This is a genomic window from Gryllotalpicola koreensis, assembly GCF_039538185.1.
GTDB lineage: Bacteria > Actinomycetota > Actinomycetes > Actinomycetales > Microbacteriaceae > Gryllotalpicola > Gryllotalpicola koreensis.
Genome location: NZ_BAABBW010000004.1, coordinates 353,873 through 377,717 on the forward strand (window position 1 = coordinate 353,873; position 23,845 = coordinate 377,717).

Genomic DNA, 23,845 nt, shown 5'->3' on the forward strand with positions numbered 1-23,845 from the left:
CCCTCTATTCCCGCGGATTCTCGCGGCTGATCGCGAGTGTCTGGATGCGCGCCGGAACGATCGGGGCGAGCACGATGCGCACACGCACCGGCCCGCCCGTCGCGGCGCGCAGCCACGAGACCGACGCGGGAGAGACGGATGCCTCGAGCACGCTCTCTTCTCTCAGAGGCGTGACCCCGAGGGCGCCGATCACCTCGCGGCGCTCGGCGATCGGCTGGTCCGCTGCCACGTTCGGGGAGAGCACCTCCGCCTCGAGGTCGTCTGATCCGGCATCCGTCGCCCACGCGTCGATCAGGCGATCGGCGGCGCGTGCCAGCGCGACCGTCTCCGCCCAGGGCTCCGGACGCTGCGCTCCGCCGCCTGCGCGCTCGATCAGCGCGTCGACGAGCGCCGTGGTCGGCTCGCTCACGCCGGCGTAGGTGGCGTTCTCGAACGCGACGACGCCGAAACCGCCTGGCGCGTTCCAGCGCAGGTGCGCGCTGAAGCCCGGGTAGCCACCCGAATGCGCCGCCGTGTGACCGAGGCGTTCCCCTTTCTCCACCATGAGCCCGAAGCCGTAGCCGTGCTCCTCCACGCCGGGTCGCGCCGTCGGGATCGTGCGGTGCACCTGCTGCAGCTCACGCCGGCTCGCCGCGCTCAGGGGGCCGGGCTGCGGGGTGTCGGTCAGCGCGCTCGCGAGCCAGGCGCCCCAGCGGGCGAGATCGCGCGCGGTGGTGACGATGCCACCGATCGGCGAGAACGCTCCGGGACTCGAGAAGGGCAGCGGATGCCACACCCCGTCGACGTCGCGCCGATGGCCGACCGCGGTGCGGCCGGGGCGGCCCTCTGCGTGGAATCCGGTCGCCGTCAAAGCGAGGGGCTCGAGCAGCTCAGCCGTGACGACGTCGATGAACGGCATGCCGGCCGCCCGCGCGATCGCCTGCCCGACGAGGGCGTAGCCGAGGTTCGAATAGCGGAACGTCGTGCCAGGGGTGCTGTCGCGCGGGGTTCCCGCGGCGAGCACGGCGCGGAACTCGTCGTCGGTGAGGCCTTCCTGCCGATCCGCCCACGGGTCGTCGGTCGACAGGCCGCCCGACATGGACAGCAGCTGGCGCAGGGTGGGGGCATCTGGGTGCCTGTCGGCCCAGTGGAACTCGGGCACGAAATCGGTGATCGGCTGGTCGAGCACGAGTGCTCCGCGGTCGCGCAGCAGCAGCGCGGCCGACGCCGTGAAGCTCTTCGTGCAGCTCGCGATGCGGAAGGCGGTGTCCGCGTCGGGGGTGGCACCGCCTTCGTCGAGGGCGTCGACGCCGAAACCCTGGCTGTGGGCGAGCTCGCCGTCGGCGCCGAACACCGCGACGACGGAGCCGGGCGCGATCCCGTTCGCGATCCGCGGCGCGTAGAGCGCCTCGACGAGTTGCTGCAGCAGTTCCGCCTCGAGCTCCATCCCTTAAGCATGGCCGTGAGCTCGGACGGTGCGAAATGTCCGCTCGATCACGCGCGAACGTCCCTTTCGCACCGCTTCAGGGCTTGAGCCCCGGGGGCGCACTTCCCACCGCGAGGGCGATCGCCTGCGCGCGGGTCTGCACGCCGAGCTTCGCGAACAGTGAGTTCACGTGCGTCTTCACCGTGGCGACGGAGACGTAGAACTGCTGCGCGATCTCGGGGTTGCTGCGGCCGCGCGCCATCTCGGCGAGCACCTCGGCCTCGCGCGGGGTGAGCGCGGGGAAGCGGCCTGCCAGGTCCGACCCTTCGACACGCGCTGCGCGCTCCTCAAGGACCGGGGGCTGCCCCGATGGCCCCGGAGCGCCCGAAGGACGCGTCTCGAAACCATCGGCCCGAGTGAACGACCCGATGAGCTTCGCCCCGACCTCCGGCGCCAGCGTGGTCTGCCCGCTCGCCACGGCGCGCACGGCGGCGGCGAGCTCGGCGCGGCCCGCGTCCTTCGTGAGATACCCCCGCGCTCCCGCCTTGAGCGCCGAGACGATCGAGGCGTCGTCGGCGAAGGTCGTGAGCACCAGCACGGCCACGTGCGGGTTCTGGGCGAGGACGCGCTCGGTCGCCGCGGCGCCGTCGAGCTCAGGCATCCTCAAGTCCATCAGCACGACGTCGGGCGCGAGCTCGCCTGCGAGCCGTACCGCCTCGACGCCGTCGCGCGCCTCGCCGACGACCTCGATGTCGGGCAGCAGCTCGAGCACCGTGACCAGCCCGTCGCGCACGATCGCCTGATCGTCGGCGACGAGGACACGGATCACAGTGGGCGCCACACCGCTAGCTTTCCGCAACCCGCGCCGTGGCTTCCACCACGAATCGGCCGTCGCGCTCGTCCGCCGCCGCCCGGCCGCCGTCGAGTGCGGCGAAGCGCTCGACCATTCCGGTCAGGCCGTGCCCGCCACCGGCGGTGCTGTGCCCACGGCCGGGCGCGAGGCGGTTCGAGACGATCAGCGCGAGGCGGCCGTCCGCCGTTGTCAGCTCGACAGAGACCGGTTCGCCCGGCGCGTGCCGGCGCGCGTTGCTCAGCGATTCCTGCAGGGCGCGCTCGAACGCGGTGGCGACGGATGCCGCGAGCCGCGGCGCCCCGTCCAACTCGATGCGCGCCTCGACCGCGCCGCCGAGCTCGCGGTGCGCGCGCAGCAGGCGCTCGGCCGCGCCGGCGAGGTCGGCCTCGGTCTGCTCGCTCGCGCGGGAGTCGTCGGGCGAGCGCAGCGCGGCGACCGCGCGGCGGGCATCCGCCAGTCCGTCCGCGGCGAGCGCCCGCGCCTGCTCGACCTTCGCCTGCGCGTCGGCCGTGCGGCCGGACTCGAGCAGGGCCTCGGCCGCATCGAGCTGGATCACGAGGCCGCCCAGGCTGTGCGCGAGGACGTCGTGGATGTCGCGGGCGGCCGCCTGCCGTGCGGCGAGGGCGCTCGCCCGGGCCTCCTGCTCGTGGGCCGCTCGCTGCTGCTCGAGCAGCTCGCGGTTGCGGCGGGTCGCCGTCCTGGCCTGGCGCCGCGAGACGCCGATCAGCAGCCAGACGGCGTTCGCGGCGAGGTAGCCGAGCACCGCCGTGCCGTTCAGCTCGGCGATGACCGCGCCGACAGGGGTGAGGGCGAACGCGAGCGCTGAGACTCCGGCACCGAACCAGATCGACTCGTCCTCGTCGGAGACGGCGATGATGACGAGAATCGCGAGCGGCGCCAGGTGGATGCCGTCCGTCGGCCCGACCCCGAGGGACGCCGCCGCGACGCCGACGACCGTCGCGACGCGGCGCACCCAGCGCAGCATCGTGCTGCGCCGCTGCGAGGCGATGAAGCCCCACTGCAGAACCTCGACGGTTCCCCAGGTGAGCAGGGCCAGCACCGTGGCGACGGTGAGCCAGCCGGTCCGGTCGATGAAGCCGCCCCCGAAGAACGCGTACGCGACCGCCGCGATGCCGAGGGCGTTGAGCACCAGGGGCAGCAGGCGGCGGTCGCGTGCGTTCATACAGGTCATCGTGCCAGTGCGGCCACGCTCTGACGGTGTTGCTCGAGGCGCCAGGCCAGCACGCCCGTGCGAGCGGCGCGGTTCGCGGCGAGCACGAGCAGGATGACGCCGGTGGACGCCGTCGCCTCCGCTCCGAGGTGCCGGGCGAAGATCTCGATGCCGACGCGTACCGCGATCAGGACGATCCAGAGCGCGACGCCCACCCAGCTCGTGCGGCTCTCGTACTCGAGGGCGGGGAGCGCCTCGCCGTTGCGGCCGGGGCGGCGCTTCGCCTCGTAGGCGGCGGCGCGCTCGGGACTCAGCAGACGGAAGTGCGCGATCGCGCCCATCGTCGCGCCGACGCCGAGGGAGACCACGAGCTCGAGCGCCAGCAGGGCGATGTCGGTCGCCCCGAGCGTGATCGTCTTCGAGCCGGTGACGATGATTCCAGCGCCGATGATGGCGAAGATCAGCGGGCCGCGCCACATGCGGGCGGGGTCGACGACGCGCCAGGTCATCTGGCGGTAGCAGATCCAGGCGATGACGGCCACGCCGAGCACCGCGTCGAGGATGTACTGGAGGTTCAGGGTCATGACATCCATGCTCCCGAGCGGCAGGTGCGCGGCCCACCACCCCAGGGTGGATGCGCGGTGGATGCCGGGTGGAGATCGCATTCCCACGCCAGATGCATCTATCATGTGTGTATGCCTGAGAAGAACCCCGTCGCCGCGGGCGACCGCGCCTATGAGGACGTCAAGTCCCGAATCCTGAGCAGCGAGCTCGCCGGCGGCGACCTCATCAGCGAGGGAGAGGTCGCCGACCGCCTGAACATCAGCCGCACCCCCGTGCGCGAGGCGTTCCTGCGCCTGCAGGCGGAGGGCTTCATGAAGCTCTACCCGAAGCGCGGCGCCATGATCACCCCCATCGCCCGCAGCGAGGCGCGCGATGTCATCGACGCCCGCAACGTGCTCGAGACGCACGCCGTGCGGCAGGCCACCTCGACCCCTGAGCGCACGGAGCGGCTCGTCGCCGAGCTGCGCGAGAACCTGCAGCTGCAGGACGACCGCATCGCAGAGCGCGACCTGGCGGGCTACGCCCTGGCCGACGCTGAGTTCCACTCGGCAATCATCCGTGCGGGCGAGAACGCGCTGATCGCCCAGTTCTACGCGACGCTCTACGACCGGCAGGTGCGCATGGCGCGCTCCTCGGTCTCTTCCGACAACGCCGTCGCCGACGACGTCGTGGGCGCTCACGCCGCACTGCTCGATGCCATCGAGGCGCGCGACGCCGAGCGATTCGAAGAGCTGCTGGCCGAGCACCTCAAGAGCATCCACGAGGTGCTGATCCGGTAGCCGACCACTCAAGGCGGCATCCGCTCGCCTAGGTTTGAGTCATGAGCGACGACCACTCGGTGATCCTGAAGCACTCCGGGTATCGCGCGGTGATCGAGCCCGACCGCTTCGTTCCGGGCGCCTATGAGCTCGTCGTCGACGGCACGCCGCAGTCGCACGTCAACCTCGAGGACCCGACGCAGCTGTTCTTCGAGTACATCCAGCGCATGGGCAATGTGATCGACCTGATCGGCGACCCCGGCGAGCCGATCACCGCCGTGCATCTCGGCGCCGGCGCGATGACGCTGCCGCGCTACATCGGGGCGACCCGGCCGGGCAGCCGCCAGCAGGTCATCGAGCTCGAGCCGGGGCTCGTCGAGCTCGTGCGCTCGGTGCTGCCGCTGCCCCGCGGCACCGACGTGCGCGTGCGCTACGGCGACGCGCGCGAGACGCTGGGCCGCCTGCCCGCGGGCCTCGTCGGCACCGCCGATCTCGTCGTCGTCGACATCTTCAGCGGCGCCCGCACGCCTGCACACGTCACCAGCCAGGAGTTCTACACCGAGGCCGCCCGCCTGCTCTCCCCGACGGGCATCATGCTCGTCAATGTGGCCGACGGGCCGCCGCTGCGCTTCGCGAAGTCGCAGGCCGCGACCCTCGCCCAGGTGCTACCGCACGCCGGGGTGCTGGCCGAGACACAGGTGGTCAAGGGCCGCCGCTTCGGCAACTTCGTGCTCGTCGCCTCGGCGGCGCCGCTGCCCGAGAAGTGGCTGCCGCGGCTGATGGCGGCAGGGCCGTACCCGGCCGTCGCCGTGCTCGGCTCGGAGTTCGAGGAGTTCGCGCGCGCGGGCCTGATCGTGACGGATGCCACGGCGACACCCTCTCCCCCGCCGATGCGCAGCATCTTCCAGGTGAAGCCGGGCAAGTGAGACATCCGTTTCACCCTCGAACTGGCGTGGCATGCCTCGCGGATGCCACGGCCGTGGTTAGCCTGCCCGCGTGAGCAGCATCATCCTCGGCTACGACCCTGAGACCCTTCGCGAGCGCGTGGACCTGGTCGAGGTCGGCCATCGGCTCGCCGAGCTCGGCGAGCTGCGCAGCCGGGACGCACTGTGCGAGAAGGCGTGGCTGCTCAAGGTCGGCGGCTCGCTCGACGACGCGCTGGACGTCGCGAACGAGGCGTACCGCCTCGCCCGATTCACCGGCGACCGGCGCTCGCTGCAGCGGCCGCGGATGATCCGGTCACAGGTGCTGCAGTACCAGGGCCGCTACGAGGAGGCGATCTCGGAGCTGACCGCCTGTATCGAGGAGGCACGCACGCACGAATGGCACGAGCTCGAGGCGTTCGGCCTGCAGCACCGCGGGAAGGTGCTCTTCGAACAGGGCTCCGACGACCTCGCGGTCGCGGACTTCACCGAGGCACTGCGCCTGCGCACCGAGAACGGCGCGCCCGCCGACCAGATCGAGTCGGCCGAGTTCGCGCTGGAGACGGTGAAGCGTCGGCTCGAATCCAATGTCGTACCTTTGTTCTAGCCTTTCCGCATGGCTGAACTGGCTCGTGTGAGCGTCTGGGCGAACGCGCTCATCGCCCTGCATCTCGACCCCTCGTGGTCCTTCGCGTTCGACAACGCGAAGAAGCGCGCGGGGCTGTGCGACTACACGCACAAACGGATTTCGGTGTCGCGGTACCTGGCCGCGAGCTGGCCCGACGACGACGTGCACCAGACGCTGCTGCACGAGGTCGCGCACGCCCTCGCCGGCCCGGCCGCCGGGCACGGCCCGGTTTGGCGGCGCACCGCGAAGTCGCTCGGCTACGTCGGCGGCCGCACCCACGACGGCCCGACCCCGACCGAGCTCGCCCCCTGGGTCGGCACCTGCCCGAACGGGCACGTGCACTACCGGCACCGGAAGCCCACGAGAGCACTGTCGTGCGCGAAATGCTCGCGCTCGTTCTCGCGGGCGTTCCTGATCAGCTGGACTCGGCGCGAGATCTCGGCTGCGGTGCGGAAAGCGGCTGCGGCGCGCACTTAGGGGCGAGAACCCAGTGGGTTCTCGCGTGCGCGCCGCTGGCCAGGCTGCGCCTGGCCAGGCGAAGTAGCTCGGCCGAGCATCCTCCATCTCCCCTGGCTCGCCACGATGCCCGCGATCACGACGAGTCCGCCGACGGGCTCGTACCAGTGCACCGTCTCGCCGAGCACGAGAACACCGAGCACCACTCCGACGACAGGGGCGAGATACGTGACTGTCGAAGCACGGGCAGCACCCCACTCGCCGAGCACGCGGTAGTACCAGATGTAGGCGAGACCCGTCCCGAGCACGCCGAGAGCCGCGATGGACAGCACGACGGGAACGCTGACCTGGATCGGCTGCAGGCCGCCGAAGGGAAGGAGGATCAGGGCGAGCGGCGCGGCCAGACAGATCTCCATGGCCGAGAGCGTGAGTGAGTCGACTCCCCTGCCGAAGACGAAGCGGCGCAGGTACAGCCCCGAGAAGCCATAGCAGAGCGTTGCGCCGAGGCAGGCGAGCTGGCCCGGAAGGCTGCCCGCGAGGTCGGCCGAGCCGATCAGCTGCCACGGGGCGCTCAGCACCAGCACGCCGACGATGCCGATGACCACGCCGCCGGCCTGGGCCCGGCTGAGGCGCTCCGAGCGCAGCAGAAGGGGCGTCAGCAGCAGGGTCATGATCGGGGTCGTCGCGTTGTAGATGCTCGCGAGCCCGCTCGGCACGGTCTGCTCCGCCCAGGCGAACAGCGCGTACGGCGCGACGCCGAAGGTGACGGCGACCACGACCATGTGACCCCAGAGCCGCGGGTTGCGCGGCCAGTGGCGCCGGGTGGCCAGCATCACGGCGGCGAGCGTCACGGCGCCGAACCAGACACGCCCGATGACGACCTGGCCGGGGGCGAGACCCTCGAGTCCGAGCTTCATGAAGAGGAAGCTCGCGCCCCAGACGAGCGAGAGGGCGAGGAAGGCCACAAGGGTGCCGCGGGTGTTGCCGGATGCCTGCATGCGGCCTATCGTCGAGGCATCCGTCGCCATGAAGCAAATGAATCTGCTTCATCGCCAGATGAGGAGTATGTATGGGCGTCACGCTGCCGCAGTTGCGCGCGCTGGTCACGGTCGCAGACCGCGCGTCGTTCACGGATGCCGCGGCGCAGCTCGGCGTCAGCCAGTCCGCCGTCTCGCACGCGGTCTCCGGGCTCGAGAAGGAGGTCGGCGGCCGCGTACTGCAGCGCGACGGCGGAGTCACGCTCACGGTGCTCGGCCACCGGGTTCTCGAGCACGCGCGTGCGGCGCTGGCATCCGTCTCGGCGCTCGAAAGCGCGGTCAGGCAGGACGGCACGCTCGCCGGCACCGTGCGGCTCGGCGCGGTCGCCACCGTCTGCCAGGGTCTGCTGCCCGAGCTCATGCCGCTGTGGGCCGCGAAGCTGCCCAACGTCGACGTGCAGATCTACGAGGGCGACGACGACGAGATGCCCGAGTGGCTCGAGGCGGGAGTGGTCGAGGCGGCGATCCTCGTGGAGCCGTCGCCCGACCCTGCGGGAAGCAAGCTCGTCGCCACGGACGAGTTCGCGGCGGTCGTGCGCTGCGACCATCCGCTCGCGGGGCTCGACGGCATTCCCCTCGCCGAGCTCGCCGTCGACGGTCTCATCGTCTCGACGGGCGGCTGTGAGGGCCACGTCAAAAAGATGCACGACGACGAGGGGCTCGACTACGCGTTCTCACACCGCGTGCGCGAAATGAGCACGCTGTTCCGCATGGTCGAGCAGGGCATGGGCGTCGCGATCGTGCCGTCGCTCGGGCGCGGCATGCTGCCGGACGACCTCGTCATGAAGCCGCTCGCCGCACCGCGGCCGCGGCGGCTCGTGCTGTCAGGTCCGCCGTCGCGCCCGTGGCATCCGCTCGCCCAGGCGCTCGTGGATGCCGCGTGAACTTGTTCCCGTTCCGGACGTCTGCACCCGGGGCCGCGGGCGCATGTGTCCGGAACGGGAACGTGTTGCCACCGGTCAGTCGGTGACCGTGACGTCCTTCCAGAACGCGACGTAGTTCGAGAAGTCCTTGCCGACGCGATCGAACGCGGTGGGATAGGGCGTCGGGTAGCTCCAGGCGCGGTCCGGGTACTGCTGGCCGTCGACGGTGACGGTGAAGTACTGGCACTCGCCCTTCCAGGGGCAGGTGTAGGGCGTCGGGCTGGTGGTCAGGTACTGCTGGTCGACGGATGCCGGCGGGAAGTACCAGTTCCCCTCGATGCGAATGAGGTCCTCTTCAGGGGCCTCGGCGATGACGGTCTCTCCGAGTACTGCCTTCATGCTGGGGCGAACCGCGGGGGCGGGTGCGCTATTCCGCGCGCGGCATCCGGTGCGCGGGGACCGCGCTGATCATTCCGAGGGCGACGCTGATGCGATCGGCGACCTCGATCAGATCCTCGGCGAGCGAGTCCATCGTGCGCTGGCGCAGGAAGGTGAGCCTGCCCGAGATCGAGATGGCGGCGACGACACGACCCGTCGCGCCGCGGATCGGCGCGGCGACGCAGAACCGCCCGAGGGCGAGTTCCTGATTCTCGATCGCCCAGCCGCGCTCCCGAGCTTCGTCGAGGTCCGTCGTCAACGCGTGGTGGTCGGTGATCGTGTGAGTCGTGAACCGCGGCAGCTTCTCCCCGAGAAGCCGCACGCGCTCCTCCTCGCCGAGATCGAGCAGGAGGCACTTGCCGAGGCCGGAGGCGTGCAACGGCTGGCGCAGGCCCACCATCGTGTGGTTCTTCGGCGCGAGCTCGCCTTCGAAGTGGCACAGGTACACGCACTCGGCGCCGTCGCGCACGCCGACGTTCGCCGTGAGGCCGACACGGTGCGCGAGCTCCTGCGCGAGGGCGCGCGACTCGCGGTGCACCGGGTTGTGGTTGAGGCCCTGGCTCGCGAGCTCGAGAACGGCGGTTCCGATGACGTATCCCTGTGTCTCCGAATCGCGGCGGACGTACTCGAGCTTCTCGAGCGTCGCGAGAAGACGGCCGGTCGTGGAGGCGCCGAGCCCGATCGCGCGCCCGATGTCGGAGGCGCGCATCGCGCCGTTCTCGCTGGCACCCAGTGCGGCCAGAACCGCGGCAGCCCGCTCGATGCTCTGATTGGGTGCGGCCGTCGGCATGAGCTAATTCTGGCCTACGGCCGGCCAGCTCGGCCGCGAGCTCCTGCCACTGCGTTCGGCGAACACCTTGAATGCCGAGACAGTGATGTACGGCGAGCCGTTCGTCGCCGTCGCGACCAGCCGCAGGCGTCGCGCCGTGATCGGCTCGATGTCGTGGACGCGATGCCGGTGCCGATTTCCCGCGACCTCGACGATCGTGCGCCATTCCCCGCCGTCGCTCGCCTCGATCCGGTAGTCGCGCACGAGCGTGGGCGACGCCGACCACGCGGTGCGGTGGTGATGCAGATTGATGAGGTCGGCGTCGACGTCGTCATTGAAGACGACCCGGATCGACGAGATCTCCTGCGGCTCCTGCCATTCGAGCGCGAGCCATGCGCGCTGCGCGTCGAAGGGCGCCGACCAGAGCTGCGGGCCCCCGTAGGGGCGCTGGTACGGGCCGACGACCTTCTCCGGTGCGAACGCGTTCGATGCGGGCGCCACGGTCAGGGCGAACGCCCGGCCGCGCATCGCCCGCGCCTGCCAGTCGGTGACGGGCTGGTCCTGCTCCTCCGGGATGAGCTTGTCGGCGGGCTGGTCGGACGCCTTCGACACCAGCGCAAGAAGCCCGTAGGGGTGCCCGTTCGTGAGTCGGAGCCGCACCCCGGCGGCCCGGCGCACGACGACGATCGCGTTGCACGGCCGCGCGGGCGCGAAGTCGAACCGCACCCTGGTGATGCCGCTGCCGGCCGGCACGCGCGCCGTATGGGCGCTGATGCGGTCGATCGGCACATAGTTCTGCGGCTTGCCGGTGCCCCACAGCTCGATGGCGAGCTCGCTCGCGGCATCCGCGTCGGTGACGAGCTCGACCTGGTCGAGCCGCGGGTCGACGGGCACGACGATCGCGACGTCGCGGTCGAGCTCGAACATCTCGTCGAGCAGGTGCGGAGTCGTATCGATGACCTCCAGCGCACCGGACGCCGAGACGGATGCCCGCTGAGCGAGGTCGTCCGGATCGGGAGCGACGACGCCGATGACCGGCGCGTCCTCACGCACCAGCGTTCGCTGCAGCAGCTCGACGCCTTCGCTCGCCAGCTCACGCGGGGCGAGCCCGAACCGCGCGGCCAGATGGGCAGCCGTGCCGGCGGCCTGCCCCTCGGTCGCGCAGGTCGCCATGACGCGCGTGGAGCCGAAGGCGATGTGCGACGCCGAGATGTCGCGCCCGGCGAACAGCAGATTCCTGATGTTGCGCGAGTACAGGGAGCGGAACGGGATGTCATAGGTGCCGTGGGTGAAGCGCTGCCGCGCACCGGGCTTCTCTGCGTACACGCCTTCGACGGGGTGCAGGTCGATGGACCAGCCGCCGAAGGCGACGGCGTCCGGGAAGCTGCGCTGCTCGAGGAGGTCCTGCTGGGTGAGGACATGGTCGCCGACGAAGCGCCGGTACTCGCGCTTCCCGGGCAGGGCGCCGACCCAGTCGAGGGTGAGGTTCTCGGCCTCGAACTCGCCCGAGTTCTTGATGTAGTCCCAGATCCCGTAGACCACCCCCCAGAGCTCGTCCCGGATGCGCTCGTTGTCGGCGACCGTGTCGAGCTCGCCGCCCCATTCGATCCACCAGTAGTTGCAGCCGTCGTCACCCGTGCTGATGACGCGGGTGGTGAGGATGGGAGTGCTCGAGATGTCCCGCGCGATGGACGGCGCGACGAAGGGCTCCGGCTTCCCGGTGTCGTGGCTCGAGAAGAAGATCGAGCTGCCGAGCAGCTCGCGATCGGGCTCGTCGGGCGCCCACGACTCGCCGAACTCGGAACGGGCCTCACGGCCGATGCGGTGCTCGGCGCCGGCAAGTGCGCCGATCAGCCCGTCCCCGGTGCAGTCGAGGAACACGGGCGCCTCGAACCGAGTCGTGAGCTCGCTTCCCATCGTCCAGCCCGAGACGGCACGGATGTGCTCGGCATCCGCCATCTCCACCTCGCGCACATCGGTGTTGAGGTGGACCGCGATGTTCGGCTCGGCCCGAACGAGGTCGAGCACCACCTGGTCCCAGTAGACCGGGTTCCCCTGCGGGTTGCGGTACTGGTTCTCGAGGAAGAGCTCACCCATGATGCCGGTCTCGCGTGCGAAGCGCTGCACGCCATGGGCGGTGCCCCCGACGACCCAGACCCTGATCTCGCTCGACGAGTTGCCGCCGAGCACCGGCCGGTTGGTGACGAGCGCCACGCGCGACCCCAGCCGCGCCGCCGCGACAGCTGCGCACACCCCCGCGAGACCGCCGCCGACCACGACGACGTCATGCTGTTCGACTCTGGACTGCATGCGCCGAGGTTATCACCAAGCGACATTGTTTTCCCACTATGTGGCGACCTGCACCCGTTTAGTGGTAACGTCGCCGTCGCCTTGACAACGGAGTGAAAGGTCATGCACATGAGCGACGCCGCCCAGATCGCCGACTCCCGCCCCGGCGCGCCCCCTGTCCTCGACGACGAGGAGCGCCGCCGCCGGATGCGGAGCGTCATCACCGCAGCCGGCATCGGCCATTTCGTCGAGTGGTTCGACTTCGGCCTCTACGGCACCCTGGCCACGGTCATCAGCCTGCATTTCTTCAAGCAGGGTGCCCCGCAGGTCGCGCTGCTCTCAGCGTTCGCCGTGTTCGGCGCGGGCTTCGTGATGCGGCCCCTCGGCGGCCTCTTCTTCGGGTCGATGGGCGATCGCATCGGCCGCCGCACGACGCTCGCCTTCGTCATCATGATGACCAGCGCGGCGACCTTCCTCATGGGCGTGCTGCCGACCTATCAGCTGGTCGGCCTCTGGGCCCCGGTCCTGCTCGTGATCGTCCGCCTCGTCCAGGGGTTCGCGGCGGGCGGCGAGAGCTCGGGGGCGACGACCCTGCTCGCCGAGTACGCGCCGTCGAACCGCCGCGGCTTCGTGTCGAGCTTCGTCGACGTCTTCGGCTTCGCGGCGTTCGTCGTGGGTGGCGGGCTGGTGCTGATCGTCGCGGGCGGGTTCGGCGACGCCGCGCTGAACTCCTGGGGCTGGCGCGTGCTGTTCATGATCGCCCTTCCGCTCGGCCTCGCCGGCCTCTACCTCCGGGTCAGGCTCGAGGACACCCCCGAGTTCCGCGCGGTCAAAGCGCGCCAGCGCATCGCGAAGAGCCCGCTGCTGCAGTCCGTCCGCACCTCGTGGGGCGCTCTGCTCTTCTGCGTGGGCTTCGTCGTCATCAAGGCCGTCGGCCACTGGGTGCTGCAGACCTTCATGCCGTCGTATCTGCAAGCGGATCTCGGCTACTCGTCGGTGCTCAGCTACGCGGCGACGCTGATCGGCATGATCGTGATCGCGGCACTGGTTCCGGTGTTCGGCCTGCTCAGCGACCACATCGGCCGCAGGCCCGTCATGATCGCCGGATGCGCAGGATTCGTCGTCCTGACGTATCCGACCCTGATGCTGATGAGCGCCGGCAACTTCATCGCGGCGACGGCCGCCATGGTGATCCTCGGGATCTTCATGGCCGCGTTCGACGGCGCGATGAGCGCGGCCATGGCCGAGCTCTTCCCGACGAACATCCGCTACGGCAGCATGGCCATCGCCTACAACGTGTGCGTCGCGATCTTCGGCGGCATCACCCCATACTTCGCCACCTACCTGATCACCGCGACGGGGAACAGGTTCGCACCCGCGTTCTACATCATGGCGGCCGCGCTGGTCTCGCTCATCGTGGTCTGGCGCGCGCGGGAGACCTTCCGCGATCGGCTGCGCGCCGAATGAGCACCGGGATGCGCATCGCCGTCACCGGCGCCTCGGGGCGCGTCGGCCGCGCCGTCGCCGCGGAGCTCGTCTCGCGCGGGCACGAGGTGCTGGGTCTCGATCGGGTCGCGCCTGCCGAACCGGTCGACGGCGTGGAATACATCGTCGCCGACCTCTCCGGCCTCCCCGCCCGCGACCCACGCCTTGCGTCCGTCGACGCGGTGGCGCACCTCGGCGCCTACATGTCGTGGGACGACGAGCAGGCGGATGCCGTGTTCGAGGCCAACGCGACGGGCACTCAGCGCCTCGTCCGCGCACTCGAGGGCTCGCGCGTGCGCCGCCTCATCCTTGCGAGCACGGGCGAGGTCTACCCCGAGAACGCGCCGCAGTACCAGCCGCTCGACGAGGACCACCCGCGGCTGCCGACCACGTGGTACGGCTTGAGCAAGGTGGTGGCGGAGGAGACCGTCGCGTTCGCGGGGCGCCGCAACGGCTGGAGCACCGTCGTGCTGCGCTTCGCGCACACCCAAGACCCGGCTGAGATCCTCGACCCGGACTCCTTCTTCTCGGGGCCGCGGTTCTTCGCCTCGCGCCGGATCGACCGTGAGCGGGCCGCGGGTCATGACTCCGTGGTCGCCGCCCTCGAGCCGTACGCCGACCGCGACGACACCCTGCTCGTGGCCCGCCGCGAAGACGGCGCGCCCGTGCAGATGGGGATCCTGGCGGCATCCGATCTCGCGCACGGCGTCGTCCTCGCGCTCGAGGCGCCGACGAGCGGGCATGAGGTGATCGGCCTCGGTCCGGATTCGTCGATCGACCTCGGCGATTTCGCACGCGATCTGGCGCGGGCCGCGGGGCTCAGCACCGTCGAGGTGCGGCTGCCCGTGTCGGCGCCGAGCTACACGACGTCGAACGCGCGAGCGCGTCGGCTGCTCGGCTTCGCACCGCGCATCGACCGCGACGAGCTCATTCGGCTGGCCGTCGCCGCGCATCAGAGCCGGCGTGGATGATCGGCACTTCGTCGGAGGCATCGAGTTGCGCGGCGTTGCGGACGTCGTCGAGCCGGCCGGCTTCCGTGAGTTCGCGAGCGGTGACGGATGCCGTGAGCAGATGCCGCACCGCAGGGCGCAGCGCCTCGAACGCGGCTGAGGCGACGGCCGCCTCTGGCGAGCACGCGTCGATGCCGAGCGCGGCGAGCGCGGCGATGACCGCGCCGGCGGCCAGCTGGTCCTCGACGGCGGGGCGCAGCGTGCCGTCGGGCCGGCGCTCCCCTGCGGCGACGACGGCGACGTTCGCGCGGCGGCCGAGCTGCTGCTGGCGGGCCAGCACCCAGCGGGCGACCGCCGAAAAGTTCCGCAGATCGGCGGCCACGACGGGGACGCCGTAGCCCGCGGAATCCGCCGTCAACCGCAGGTCGCTCGCGCCCAGAACGTCGACGATCACGATCACGCCGGCCCCGGGCGCGATGCTGCGCAGCCCCTCGGCGCCCCAGTCGAAGCGGGCTTCGTAGCTCTGCTGTTGGGGCACCCGTCCACCCTATGTCGGCGCCCGGGGTCAGACTGTGGCTATGACGGATGATCTCGACAGGCTCGATCCGGCGGCCACCCGCACGGCCCTCGACACCCTCGACTGGCGCCGGCGGACCTTCGAGCTGTACGACACCGTGCGCGCGATCGCCGAGGTCGACGACCCCGGTGCGGCGCACGCCTACTGGGTGCTCGCGCGGAACCAGCTGCTGGCGACGCACCCCGCCACCGCGATCCTGCCGGAGGAGCGCGCCGCGTTCCGCGGTGTCCCCGTCTCGCCATATGACCCCGACTGGCGTTTCGAGGTCGAGATCAAGCCGGCTGCGGACCCCCGGAGCTGGGATGTCGAGACCGGCACCGACGGGGTCGTGCCGTTCGCGCTGCTCGGAACAGCCGAGCTGCCCGGAGTCGGGTCGCTCGACGTGTGGCGGTTGACGTCGTACGGCGGTGGGCTGTTCATTCCTGTGAAGGACGCTTTGGCGGGGAAGCCCGGCGGCACCTACGGCGGCGGGAGGTACCTCGTCGACACGATCAAGGGGGCATGGCTCGGGGAGGGATCTGTCGGCGGGAGGGGTCTCGATACGCCCGCTGCGCGGGCTACTCGACCAACGGTGGTGCTCGACCTGAACTTCGCGTACAACCCCTCATGCGCGTACGACCCGGCATGGGCGTGCCCGCTCGCGCTTCCGGGCAACACGCTGCCGGTCGAGGTGCCGGTCGGCGAACGGATGCCGTGAGCGGCGTTCGCCCGGCATCCATCGTCTAGACTGAAGAGGTTGCACGAGTCACACGGCTGTGCACCCGCGTCGTGAATCGACTTCCGAATCTTTTCTGACGGCGCACCGCGCTGGCATCCGCCCGCGTGCGACCGAACTCCCCGCGCATCGTTGCCTGCCTGATGCAGGCATGCGCGGCTTCATGCCCCGAAAGGCATACATCTTCATGACTTCTTTCGCCGAACTCGGCGTTCCCGCCCCCATCGTCGCCGCGCTCGCTGCGATGGATCGCACCGAGGCGTTCCCGATCCAGGTCGCGACGCTTCCCGACTCGTTGAAGGGCCGCGATGTGCTCGGCCGCGGCAAGACCGGCTCCGGCAAGACCATCGCGTTCGCGGTTCCCCTTGCGGCACGACTGGGTCAGGCATCCGATCACCGTCCCGCCCGCGGCCGCCGCGCCCGTGGCCTCGTGCTCGCCCCGACCCGCGAGCTCGCCACGCAGATCGACAACACCCTTGCCCCGCTCGCCCAGAGCGTGGGGCTCACCACGACCGTCATCTTCGGCGGCGTCAGCCAGAAGCGCCAGGAGGACGCGCTGCGCGCCGGCGTCGACATCATCGTCGCCACCCCCGGCCGCCTCGACGACCTGATGAAGCAGGGCGTGCTGTCGCTCGACGCCATCCAGATCACCGTGCTCGACGAGGCCGACCACATGGCCGACCTCGGCTTCCTGCCGGTCGTCACCCGCATCCTCGACAAGACGCCCAAGGTCGGGCAGCGCATGCTGTTCTCCGCCACGCTCGACAACGGGGTGGACCGTCTCGTGAAGCGCTACCTGCGCGACGAGATCCTGCACTCGGTCGACGAGGCCACCTCGCACGTCTCGGCGATGACGCACCATGTGTTCTCGGTCGAGTCGACCGCCAGCAAGGACGCGCTCGTGCGCATCCTGGCGCGGGGCGCGGGGCGGCGCATCCTCTTCATGCGCACCAAGCACCAGGCGAAGAAGCTCGCCAAGAAGCTCACCGAGGGCGGCATCCCCGCCGTCGACCTGCACGGCAACCTCTCGCAGAACGCCCGAGACCGGAACCTCGCGGCCTTCCACGAGGGCGCCGTGCGCGTGCTCGTCGCCACCGACGTCGCGGCGCGCGGCGTGCACATCGACGACGTCGAGCTCGTCGTGCACGTCGACCCGCCCGTCGAGCACAAGGCCTACCTGCACCGCTCCGGCCGCACCGCCCGCGCCGGATCGGCCGGCGACGTGGTGACGATCGCCCTGCCCGAGCAGCACCGCGACCTGCGCGATCTGCTGCGCAAGGCCGCGATCCGCGTGGACTTCGAGCAGGTGACGGATGCCTCGCCGCAGGTGCTGTCCCTCGTGGGCTCACCCGTCGAGTTGGTGCCATATGTGAAGCCCGAGGCGCCCGCACGCGGCCAGTCGCAGGGCGGCACCTCGACCGGCGCGAACGCGCAGCGCAAGCGCGCGCGGCGCGGCAGTGGTGCTGGTGCTGGTGCTGGTACCCAGCAGGGTGAGCGTCAGGGCGGTTCTCGCCGGGGCGGCTCTCGCCAGGGTGGTCAGCCGCAGGGCGCTCGGGACGAGTCGCGCCAGGGCCAGCCACGCGGCGGCCGTCAGGGCGCGGCGCGGTCCGGACAGGCGCAGGGCGCGGGTGTTTCCTCGCGAGGCGGGCGTGGTCAGGCATCCGCTCGCCGCGACGGCGCCACGCGCGGCGGCTCGACGACGAGCTACTCGACGTCGACCGGCGGCCAGGGCGGCTACGTGGGCGGCTCCGGCTCGGCCTCGGGTCGAGGCCGCGGCCCGCGCCGCGCTTCGCGTCCCTAAGCCCTCCGCGGCCGGCGTCCCCTCCGGACCGCTCGACCTCATAGGGCCACCGAGAAGTGCCGCGATGCTGTCCAGATTCGACCCAGACGACATCGCGGCGCTTCTCGTGTAGCACGGCCGCATCAGGGCGAGGATCACTGCGGAATCCGTTTTGTACAAAACGCGGTGGTTCGGACAATCCGGGATCGAGGCGATTCGTCGCCCCGCTATGGTCGACCCGTGAGCGAGATCGTGGTGCGGGCTGCAACGCCGGCGGATGCCGCCGGCATGGCCCGCGTGCACGTGCGAGCGTGGCAGCAGACCTATCGCGGGCAGATGCCTGACGAGGTCCTCGACGCGCCCGATTTCGTGGAGCGGCGCGAGCGGTTCTGGACCCGCGCCCTGACCGACGCCGAGCCCGGGCTGCGGCCCGCCGTCGCCGAGCTCGACGGCGAGATCGTCGGGATCGCGCTGGCAGGCCCCGCCCAGGGCGAAGCCACTCCCCACGACTGGCAGCTGTACAACCTGTATATGCTCGCCGAGCACCACGGCTCCGGCGCCGGGCAGCGGCTCATCGACGCGGTACTCGAAGATCGGGCATCCGTTCTCTGGGTCGCCGATCCGAACCCGCGCGCGCAGGCCTTCTACCGCCGCAACGGATTCGTGCCGGACGGCGCTTCGCAGGGCGACGCGCCCCGCGAGATCAGGATGGTGCGCGCTTAGGGCAGCGCGCCGACCGAGGCGAGGGCTGCGCGCACGAGGGCTCCGCGACCGCCTTCGAGCTCGGAGCAGACCGCGTCGGCCGCGGCTTCGGCAGGGGTCAGCCAGGTGAGCTCGAGCGCGTCCTGACGCGGCTCGGTCGTGCCCGTCACGGGAACGACATAGGCGAGCGACACCGCGTGCTGGCGCTCATCGATGAAAGGAGTCTCGCTCGGCGGCGGGAAGTACTCGGCGACCATGAACGGCACCGGCGAGGCCGGCAGCTGCGGGAAGGCCATCGGGCCGAGATCCTTCTCGAGGTGGCGGAACAGCGCGTCCCGCAGGGTCTCGCCGTAGAGCACGCGGCCGGAGACAATCGTGCGCGTGATCTCGCCGAGCGGAGTGCCGCGCAGCAGCAGCCCGATGTCGATCACGCGGCCCATACCGTCGACGTGCACGGGCACCGCCTCGACGTAGAGGATCGGGATGCGGTGGCGGATCTGCTCGAGCTCGATGTCGGAGAGCCAGGCGGGGCCGAAGCTCGGCGGCTCCTCGTCATCAGGGCGGCCGTCGGGGTACGGGTCCGGGGTGCGCACTGCCATAACCAGACAATACGGCCCGCGCCCGGCCGGACGCGATGTCAGAGGCCTATGGTCGAATGACTGGCGATGTCCGACACCCTTGAGCGCTTCTCCGCACCGACCCGCGAATGGTTCGCGGGAGCGTTCAACGCGCCCACCGCGGCCCAGCTCGGCGCATGGGAGGCGATCTCGTCGGGCCGCAACACCCTCGTCATCGCGCCGACCGGCTCGGGCAAGACGCTTGCGGCGTTCCTGTGGGCGATCGACAGGCTGATAACCGAGCATCCGCAGGTTGAGGAGCCGACGAAGTCGGCGTCTCGAAATCCGCCGAGAGCCACGAAGGTCCTCTACATCTCTCCCCTGAAGGCGCTCGGCGTCGATGTCGAGCGGAACCTGCGCAGCCCCCTGGTGGGCATTGCGCAGACCGCCAAGCGACTCGGCGTCGACCCGCCCGAGGTGAGCGTCGGGGTGCGTTCGGGCGACACACCCTCCAGCGAGCGGCAGCGCCTGCTCAGGCATCCGCCCGAGATCCTCATCACCACCCCGGAATCGCTCTATCTCATGCTCACGTCGGGAGCGCGCGAGACGCTGCGCGAGGTCGAGACGGTGATCGTCGACGAGGTGCACGCCGTCGCCTCGACGAAGCGCGGGGCGCATCTCGCGGTCTCGCTCGAACGGCTCGACGAGCTGCTGGCGCGGCCCGCTCAGCGGATCGGGCTGTCGGCGACGGTGCGTCCTCCTGAAGAGGTGGCGCGGTTCCTCTCGGGGTCCACGCCGACGACGATCGTGGCGCCCGAGTCGCAGAAGAAGTTCGACCTGCGCGTGATCGTGCCCGTCGAGGACATGCGCGAGCTCCAGACGGCCCCCGGCGGCGACAAGGTCGGGGGAACGATCTGGACGCACGTCGACGAGGCCGTGCTCGACGAGGTGTTGGCGCATCGTTCGACGATCGTGTTCGCGAACGGGCGGCGCACGACCGAGCGGCTGACAGCGCGGCTCAACGAACTCTACGCGGAGCGGCTCGGATTCGACGTTGCATCGTTCCCCGCCGAGATGGTCGGGGCGTCGGGGGTCACCGGCGGTCGAGCAGCGCGCAGCGCGTATCGAGACCCTTCTTCGGCGGTGAGGGGCCTCGATACGCCGCCTTCGGCGGCTACTCGACCACCGGAAGCAGAGGCCGGGGAGTTCCCGACCATCGCGCGGGCGCACCACGGCTCGGTGTCGAAGGAACAGCGCGCGACGATCGAGGACGACCTCAAAACGGGCCGCCTGAGGTGCGTGGTCGCGACGAGCTCGCTCGAGCTCGGAATCGATATGGGCGAGGTCGACCTCGTCGTGCAGGTCGCCGCTCCCCCGTCGATCGCGAGCGGGCTGCAGCGCATCGGGCGCGCGGGCCACCAGGTCGGCGAGGTGTCGAAGGGCATCCTGTTCCCCAATCACCGCGCCGATCTCGTGCAGTCCGCACTCGCGACCGAGCGCATGCGGGCGGGGCTCATCGAGAAGATCGGCGTGCCGCAGAATCCGCTCGACATCCTCGCGCAGCAGACGATCGCCGCCGTCTCGGTCGGGCCCCTCGACGTCGACGGGTGGTTCGACACGGTGCGGCGCTCTGCGCCGTTCGCGACACTGCCGCGCGGCGCGTACGAGGCGGTGCTCGACCTGCTCTCGGGCCGCTACCCCAGCGAAGAGTTCGGCGAGCTGCGGCCGCGGCTCGTCTGGGACCGCGAGCGCGGGGTGCTGACCTCGCGGCCCGGGGCGGGCCGGCTCGCGGTGACGAGCGGCGGAACGATTCCCGACCGCGGGCTCTTCGGGGTGTTCATGGTCGCGGGCGACGACTCGAAGCAGCCGCGGCGCGTCGGCGAGCTCGACGAGGAGATGGTCTACGAGTCGCGCGTCGGCGACGTCTTCGCGCTCGGCACCACGAGTTGGAAGATCGCGGAGATCACGCATGATCGGGTCATGGTGACGCCCGCCTACGGCGAGCCTGGGCGGGTGCCGTTCTGGCACGGCGACGGCATCGGGCGCCCGGCCGAGCTGGGCGAGGCGCTCGGCGGCTTCGTGCGCGAGCTCGGGTCGGTGGATGCGGCGGATGCCGCGCAGCGGCTCCTGGCAGACGGGCTCGACGAGCGGGCATCCCGCAATCTCCTCACCTATCTCGACGATCAGAAGACGGCGACCGGGCATCTGCCGACCGATCGCACGCTCGTCGTCGAGCGGTTCCGCGACGAGCTGGGCGACTGGCGCATCGTGCTGCACTCCCCCTACGGGCAGATGGTGCACGCGCCGTGGGCGCTCGCGGTCGGGCGGCGGGTGCGCGAGAGCCTGGGGCTCGAGGGTGCGGTACTGGCGGCCGACGACGGCATCATCGTGCGGCTGCCGGATTCCGACGCAGAGCCGCCGGGCGCCGAGCTGTTCGTGTTCGCCCCAGGCGAGCTCGAGACTCTCGTGACGGAGGAGGTCGGCGGGTCGGCACTGTTCGCGGCGCGGTTCCGCGAAGCGGCGCAGCGGGCGCTGCTGTTCCCGCGCTACGACCCGGGGCGGCGGAATCCCCTGTGGCAGCAGCGCATGCGCTCGGCGCAGCTGCTCGAGGTGGCGCACAAGTACCCGCAGTTCCCGATCATCCTCGAGACGATGCGCGAGTGTCTGCAGGACGTATACGACCTGCCGGCGCTGCGCGAGCTGGCGAAGAAGATCGAGCAGCGGAAGATCCGGATCGTCGAGACGACGAGCGAGAAACCGTCACCGTATGCCTCGAACCTGCTGTTCGGCTACATCGCCGCCTTCATGTACGAGGGCGACTCGCCGCTCGCCGAGCGCCGCGCCGCTGCGCTGACCGTCGACACCGAGCTGCTCGGGCAGCTGCTCGGGCGGTCCGAGCTGCGCGAGCTGCTCGACCCCGACGTGATCTCACGGGTCGAGCGCGAGCTGCAGCGGCTGCCTGAGGAGCGGCACGCGCGCGGGCTCGAGGGGGTCGCCGATCTGCTGCGGGTGCTGGGACCGCTGTCAGCCTTGGAGCTGGGGGCGCGATTCGCGGGGTCCGAGGCCGATCTCGGCGCCGCCGTCGACGAGCTCGTCGCGTCGAAGCGCGCGCTGCGGGTGACAATCGCAGGCGTCGCGCAGATCGGCGCCATCGAGGATGCCCCACGGCTGCGCGACGCCCTCGGAGTGCCGCTGCCGATCGGAGTCCCGACCGCGTTCGTCGAGCCGGTCGTCGACCCGCTGGGCGACCTCGTCGGGCGGTACGCGCGCACGCACGGCCCGTTCGCCGCCGAGGAAGTGGCCGCGCGCTTCGGGCTCGGCACGGCTGTCGTGACGGACACGCTGCGCCGGCTGTCGCACGAGCGCCGTGTCGTCGAGGGCGAGTTCCGGCCGCATGCCACCGGCGCCGAGTGGTGCGATGCCGATGTGCTGAGGCGGCTGCGCCGGCTCTCGCTCGCCGCGCTGCGGCATGAAGTCGAGCCGGTCGAGCCGGCCGCGTTCGCGCGCTTCCTGCCCGAGTGGCAGCACGTGGGAACCCGCAGATTCGGCGGCGTGCACGGCGAATCTGCGGGTGCGCCGGGCGGGGACCGGCGCACTGGGGGCACCGGGGCGTTGAAGGGGACCGACGGCGTGGCATCCGTCATCGAGCAGCTTGCCGGTGTGCGTGCGCCGGCATCCGCCTGGGAATCCCTGATCCTGCCGTCGCGGGTCTCCGACTTCGCGCCCGTCATGCTCGACGAGCTCACGGCGAGCGGCGAGGTGATCTGGGCCGGTGCCGGCACGATTCCCGGGCGCGACGGCTGGTTGAGCTTCCACCTGGCCGAGAACGCGCCGCTCACCCTCGCCGCCCCGATGGATTTCGAGACCGACGAGCTGCAGCGCGAGATCCTGACGACGCTCGGTGTGGGCGGCGGCTTCTTCTTCCGGCAGCTGTCGGACGCGGTCGGCTCGCAGGACGACGCCGTGCTCGAGACCGCCTTGTGGGACCTCGTGTGGGCGGGGCTGGTCACGAACGACACGCTCGCGCCGGTGCGCGCGCTGACAGGGAGCCGCGCCGCGCACAAGCGGCCCGCGCGAGCGCCGCGCACACGCATGTTCCGGGGTGGGCGCATGCCGCTCGCGGGTGCTGCGCTGAGCGGCGTCTCGCGACCGAATGTGCCGACGCGCACGGGACCGCCGACGGTCGCAGGCCGCTGGTCGCTGCTGCCGCTCGGCACCGCCGAACCCACACTGCGCGCGCACGCCGCGGCCGAGAACCTGCTCGACCGCTACGGCGTGGTGACCCGGGGAGCCGTGCAGAACGAGGGACTGCCCGGCGGCTTCGCGCTCGCCTACCGCGTGCTCGCCGAGTTCGAGCAGGCCGGGCACGTGCGGCGCGGGTACTTCATCGAGACGCTCGGCGCGGCGCAGTTCGCGAGCTCGCCGACGGTCGACCGGCTGCGGGGATTCGTGAAGGATGCCACGACCACGCCTCCTCTCGCAGCCGTCGCGCTGGCCGCGACCGACCCCGCCAACCCCTATGGGGCGGCACTGCCGTGGCCGGAGCCGCCGGTGACCGCCGAGGGCGTCTCCGGCCATCGTGCCGGCCGCAAGGCGGGAGCGCTCGTCGCGCTCGTCGACGGAGCGCTCGTGCTGTACATCGAGCGGGGCGGCAAGACGGTGCTCGCGTTCAGCTCCGACCCGGCGGTGCTGGGAGCGGCGGCTATGTCGGTCGCCCAGCTCGTGCGGCGCGGCGGAACGGACCGACTCGCGATCGAGTCGGCGAACGGGGCGTTCGTGCTGGGCACTCCGCTCGGTGAGGCACTCGCGGCGGCCGGTTTCAGTGAGACGCCACGGGGCTTGCGGCTGCGGTATTGAGTGGGCTGTGGGTAACTCTGCGTGTGAGCAGAGTTCTGAACAAGTCTACGAAACTCATGCTTACAATA

Annotated in this window: 21 protein-coding genes; 11 read left to right on the forward strand and 10 right to left on the reverse strand. The window is 71.0% G+C overall.

Features of this window, described 5'->3' with window-relative positions; translation table 11 throughout:
* Positions 1-4: 4 nt before the first annotated feature.
* From ABD708_RS13560 to ABD708_RS13575, 4 genes are all read right to left on the reverse strand, one after another.
* On the reverse strand, positions 5-1,426 hold the full coding sequence (locus ABD708_RS13560; protein WP_344755302.1) for a serine hydrolase domain-containing protein: 1,422 nt from the start codon (positions 1,424-1,426) through the stop codon (positions 5-7).
* Between the two features lie 76 nt (positions 1,427-1,502).
* On the reverse strand, positions 1,503-2,246 hold the full coding sequence (locus ABD708_RS13565) for a response regulator (RefSeq protein WP_344755304.1): 744 nt from the start codon (positions 2,244-2,246) through the stop codon (positions 1,503-1,505).
* A 4-nt stretch (positions 2,247-2,250) separates the two neighbouring features.
* Positions 2,251-3,441 carry a sensor histidine kinase gene (locus tag ABD708_RS13570; protein WP_344755306.1) on the reverse strand — a complete coding sequence of 397 codons (1,191 nt, stop codon included), beginning with the start codon at positions 3,439-3,441 and terminating at the stop codon, positions 2,251-2,253.
* A 5-nt stretch (positions 3,442-3,446) separates the two neighbouring features.
* Positions 3,447-4,013 (reverse strand): hypothetical protein, encoded by a 567-nt coding sequence (locus ABD708_RS13575; protein ID WP_344755308.1) that lies wholly within the window; start codon positions 4,011-4,013, stop codon positions 3,447-3,449.
* Positions 4,014-4,124: 111 nt separating this feature from the next.
* Here ABD708_RS13575 and ABD708_RS13580 point away from each other — a divergent pair, with 111 nt between their 5' ends.
* From ABD708_RS13580 to ABD708_RS13595, 4 genes are all read left to right on the forward strand, one after another.
* Positions 4,125-4,772 (forward strand): GntR family transcriptional regulator, encoded by a 648-nt coding sequence (locus tag ABD708_RS13580; protein WP_344755310.1) that lies wholly within the window; start codon positions 4,125-4,127, stop codon positions 4,770-4,772.
* Between the two features lie 41 nt (positions 4,773-4,813).
* Complete coding sequence (locus tag ABD708_RS13585) at positions 4,814-5,677, forward strand: spermidine synthase (RefSeq protein ID WP_344755312.1); 864 nt, start codon at positions 4,814-4,816, stop codon at positions 5,675-5,677.
* Positions 5,678-5,747: 70 nt separating this feature from the next.
* Positions 5,748-6,281 (forward strand): hypothetical protein, encoded by a 534-nt coding sequence (locus ABD708_RS13590; protein ID WP_344755314.1) that lies wholly within the window; start codon positions 5,748-5,750, stop codon positions 6,279-6,281.
* Positions 6,282-6,290: 9 nt separating this feature from the next.
* The gene (locus tag ABD708_RS13595; RefSeq protein WP_344755316.1) at positions 6,291-6,779 is read left to right on the forward strand and encodes a SprT-like domain-containing protein; all 489 of its coding nucleotides are present in this window, start codon (positions 6,291-6,293) and stop codon (positions 6,777-6,779) included.
* Here the strand turns inward: ABD708_RS13595 and ABD708_RS13600 are convergent.
* The gene (locus tag ABD708_RS13600; protein WP_344755318.1) at positions 6,776-7,786 is read right to left on the reverse strand and encodes a DMT family transporter; all 1,011 of its coding nucleotides are present in this window, start codon (positions 7,784-7,786) and stop codon (positions 6,776-6,778) included. The genes ABD708_RS13595 and ABD708_RS13600 overlap by 4 nt on opposite strands.
* A 41-nt stretch (positions 7,787-7,827) precedes the next feature.
* Between ABD708_RS13600 and ABD708_RS13605 the strand changes: the two genes are divergently transcribed.
* Positions 7,828-8,679 carry a LysR family transcriptional regulator gene (locus tag ABD708_RS13605; protein ID WP_344755320.1) on the forward strand — a complete coding sequence of 284 codons (852 nt, stop codon included), beginning with the start codon at positions 7,828-7,830 and terminating at the stop codon, positions 8,677-8,679.
* A gap of 75 nt (positions 8,680-8,754) precedes the next feature.
* Here ABD708_RS13605 and ABD708_RS13610 read toward each other — a convergent pair whose 3' ends face one another.
* Genes ABD708_RS13610 through ABD708_RS13620 form a run of 3 tightly spaced genes read right to left on the reverse strand, consistent with a single transcriptional unit; the run spans position 8,755 to position 12,175 of the window.
* The gene (locus tag ABD708_RS13610; protein ID WP_344755322.1) at positions 8,755-9,057 is read right to left on the reverse strand and encodes a DUF427 domain-containing protein; all 303 of its coding nucleotides are present in this window, start codon (positions 9,055-9,057) and stop codon (positions 8,755-8,757) included.
* A 28-nt stretch (positions 9,058-9,085) separates the two neighbouring features.
* Complete coding sequence (locus ABD708_RS13615; protein WP_344755324.1) at positions 9,086-9,886, reverse strand: IclR family transcriptional regulator; 801 nt, start codon at positions 9,884-9,886, stop codon at positions 9,086-9,088.
* A 3-nt stretch (positions 9,887-9,889) separates the two neighbouring features.
* Positions 9,890-12,175, reverse strand: a complete 2,286-nt coding sequence (locus ABD708_RS13620) for an FAD-dependent oxidoreductase (RefSeq protein WP_344755326.1) — start codon at positions 12,173-12,175, stop codon at positions 9,890-9,892.
* Positions 12,176-12,283: 108 nt separating this feature from the next.
* Here ABD708_RS13620 and ABD708_RS13625 point away from each other — a divergent pair, with 108 nt between their 5' ends.
* Positions 12,284-13,621, forward strand: a complete 1,338-nt coding sequence (locus tag ABD708_RS13625; RefSeq protein WP_344755328.1) for an MFS transporter — start codon at positions 12,284-12,286, stop codon at positions 13,619-13,621.
* 8 nt (positions 13,622-13,629) lie between these two features.
* The gene (locus ABD708_RS13630) at positions 13,630-14,610 is read left to right on the forward strand and encodes an NAD-dependent epimerase/dehydratase family protein (RefSeq protein ID WP_344755330.1); all 981 of its coding nucleotides are present in this window, start codon (positions 13,630-13,632) and stop codon (positions 14,608-14,610) included.
* Here the strand turns inward: ABD708_RS13630 and ABD708_RS13635 are convergent.
* The gene (locus ABD708_RS13635) at positions 14,567-15,127 is read right to left on the reverse strand and encodes a 2-phosphosulfolactate phosphatase (protein WP_344755332.1); all 561 of its coding nucleotides are present in this window, start codon (positions 15,125-15,127) and stop codon (positions 14,567-14,569) included. The genes ABD708_RS13630 and ABD708_RS13635 overlap by 44 nt on opposite strands.
* 40 nt (positions 15,128-15,167) lie before the next feature.
* Here ABD708_RS13635 and ABD708_RS13640 point away from each other — a divergent pair, with 40 nt between their 5' ends.
* The 3 genes from ABD708_RS13640 (at position 15,168) to ABD708_RS13650 (ending at position 18,384) form a co-directional block, all read left to right on the forward strand.
* Entirely contained in the window at positions 15,168-15,863 is a 696-nt protein-coding gene (locus ABD708_RS13640) for a DUF1684 domain-containing protein (protein WP_344755334.1), read from the forward strand.
* 205 nt (positions 15,864-16,068) lie between these two features.
* Positions 16,069-17,682 carry a DEAD/DEAH box helicase gene (locus ABD708_RS13645; protein WP_344755336.1) on the forward strand — a complete coding sequence of 538 codons (1,614 nt, stop codon included), beginning with the start codon at positions 16,069-16,071 and terminating at the stop codon, positions 17,680-17,682.
* A gap of 219 nt (positions 17,683-17,901) precedes the next feature.
* Positions 17,902-18,384: a GNAT family N-acetyltransferase gene (locus ABD708_RS13650; protein WP_344755338.1), complete on the forward strand. Its 483-nt coding sequence runs from the start codon at positions 17,902-17,904 to the stop codon at positions 18,382-18,384.
* Here ABD708_RS13650 and ABD708_RS13655 read toward each other — a convergent pair.
* Positions 18,381-18,962, reverse strand: a complete 582-nt coding sequence (locus tag ABD708_RS13655; protein WP_344755340.1) for an NUDIX hydrolase family protein — start codon at positions 18,960-18,962, stop codon at positions 18,381-18,383. The two genes, ABD708_RS13650 and ABD708_RS13655, sit on opposite strands and share 4 nt — an antisense overlap.
* 66 nt (positions 18,963-19,028) lie before the next feature.
* Between ABD708_RS13655 and ABD708_RS13660 the strand changes: the two genes are divergently transcribed.
* Complete coding sequence (locus ABD708_RS13660; RefSeq protein WP_344755342.1) at positions 19,029-23,777, forward strand: ATP-dependent helicase; 4,749 nt, start codon at positions 19,029-19,031, stop codon at positions 23,775-23,777.
* The last annotated feature ends 68 nt before the right edge of the window (positions 23,778-23,845 follow it).

Excerpts from the sequence above, each read along its gene's own strand:
- ABD708_RS13615 (WP_344755324.1), bottom strand. The coding sequence starts at position 9,886 with ATGCCGACGGCCGCACCCAATCAGAGCATCGAGCGGGCTGCCGCGGTT.
- ABD708_RS13620 (WP_344755326.1), bottom strand. The coding sequence starts at position 12,175 with ATGCAGTCCAGAGTCGAACAGCATGACGTCGTCGTGGTCGGCGGCGGT.
- ABD708_RS13585 (WP_344755312.1), top strand. The coding sequence starts at position 4,814 with ATGAGCGACGACCACTCGGTGATCCTGAAGCACTCCGGGTATCGCGCG.
- ABD708_RS13630 (WP_344755330.1), top strand. The coding sequence starts at position 13,630 with ATGCGCATCGCCGTCACCGGCGCCTCGGGGCGCGTCGGCCGCGCCGTC.
- ABD708_RS13645 (WP_344755336.1), top strand. The coding sequence starts at position 16,069 with ATGACTTCTTTCGCCGAACTCGGCGTTCCCGCCCCCATCGTCGCCGCG.
- ABD708_RS13580 (WP_344755310.1), top strand. The coding sequence starts at position 4,125 with ATGCCTGAGAAGAACCCCGTCGCCGCGGGCGACCGCGCCTATGAGGAC.
- ABD708_RS13605 (WP_344755320.1), top strand. The coding sequence starts at position 7,828 with ATGGGCGTCACGCTGCCGCAGTTGCGCGCGCTGGTCACGGTCGCAGAC.
- ABD708_RS13640 (WP_344755334.1), top strand. The coding sequence starts at position 15,168 with ATGACGGATGATCTCGACAGGCTCGATCCGGCGGCCACCCGCACGGCC.
- ABD708_RS13655 (WP_344755340.1), bottom strand. The coding sequence starts at position 18,962 with ATGGCAGTGCGCACCCCGGACCCGTACCCCGACGGCCGCCCTGATGAC.
- ABD708_RS13610 (WP_344755322.1), bottom strand. The coding sequence starts at position 9,057 with ATGAAGGCAGTACTCGGAGAGACCGTCATCGCCGAGGCCCCTGAAGAG.
- ABD708_RS13660 (WP_344755342.1), top strand. The coding sequence starts at position 19,029 with ATGTCCGACACCCTTGAGCGCTTCTCCGCACCGACCCGCGAATGGTTC.
- ABD708_RS13625 (WP_344755328.1), top strand. The coding sequence starts at position 12,284 with ATGAGCGACGCCGCCCAGATCGCCGACTCCCGCCCCGGCGCGCCCCCT.
- ABD708_RS13570 (WP_344755306.1), bottom strand. The coding sequence starts at position 3,441 with ATGAACGCACGCGACCGCCGCCTGCTGCCCCTGGTGCTCAACGCCCTC.
- ABD708_RS13600 (WP_344755318.1), bottom strand. The coding sequence starts at position 7,786 with ATGGCGACGGATGCCTCGACGATAGGCCGCATGCAGGCATCCGGCAAC.
- ABD708_RS13560 (WP_344755302.1), bottom strand. The coding sequence starts at position 1,426 with ATGGAGCTCGAGGCGGAACTGCTGCAGCAACTCGTCGAGGCGCTCTAC.
- ABD708_RS13595 (WP_344755316.1), top strand. The coding sequence starts at position 6,291 with ATGGCTGAACTGGCTCGTGTGAGCGTCTGGGCGAACGCGCTCATCGCC.
- ABD708_RS13575 (WP_344755308.1), bottom strand. The coding sequence starts at position 4,013 with ATGACCCTGAACCTCCAGTACATCCTCGACGCGGTGCTCGGCGTGGCC.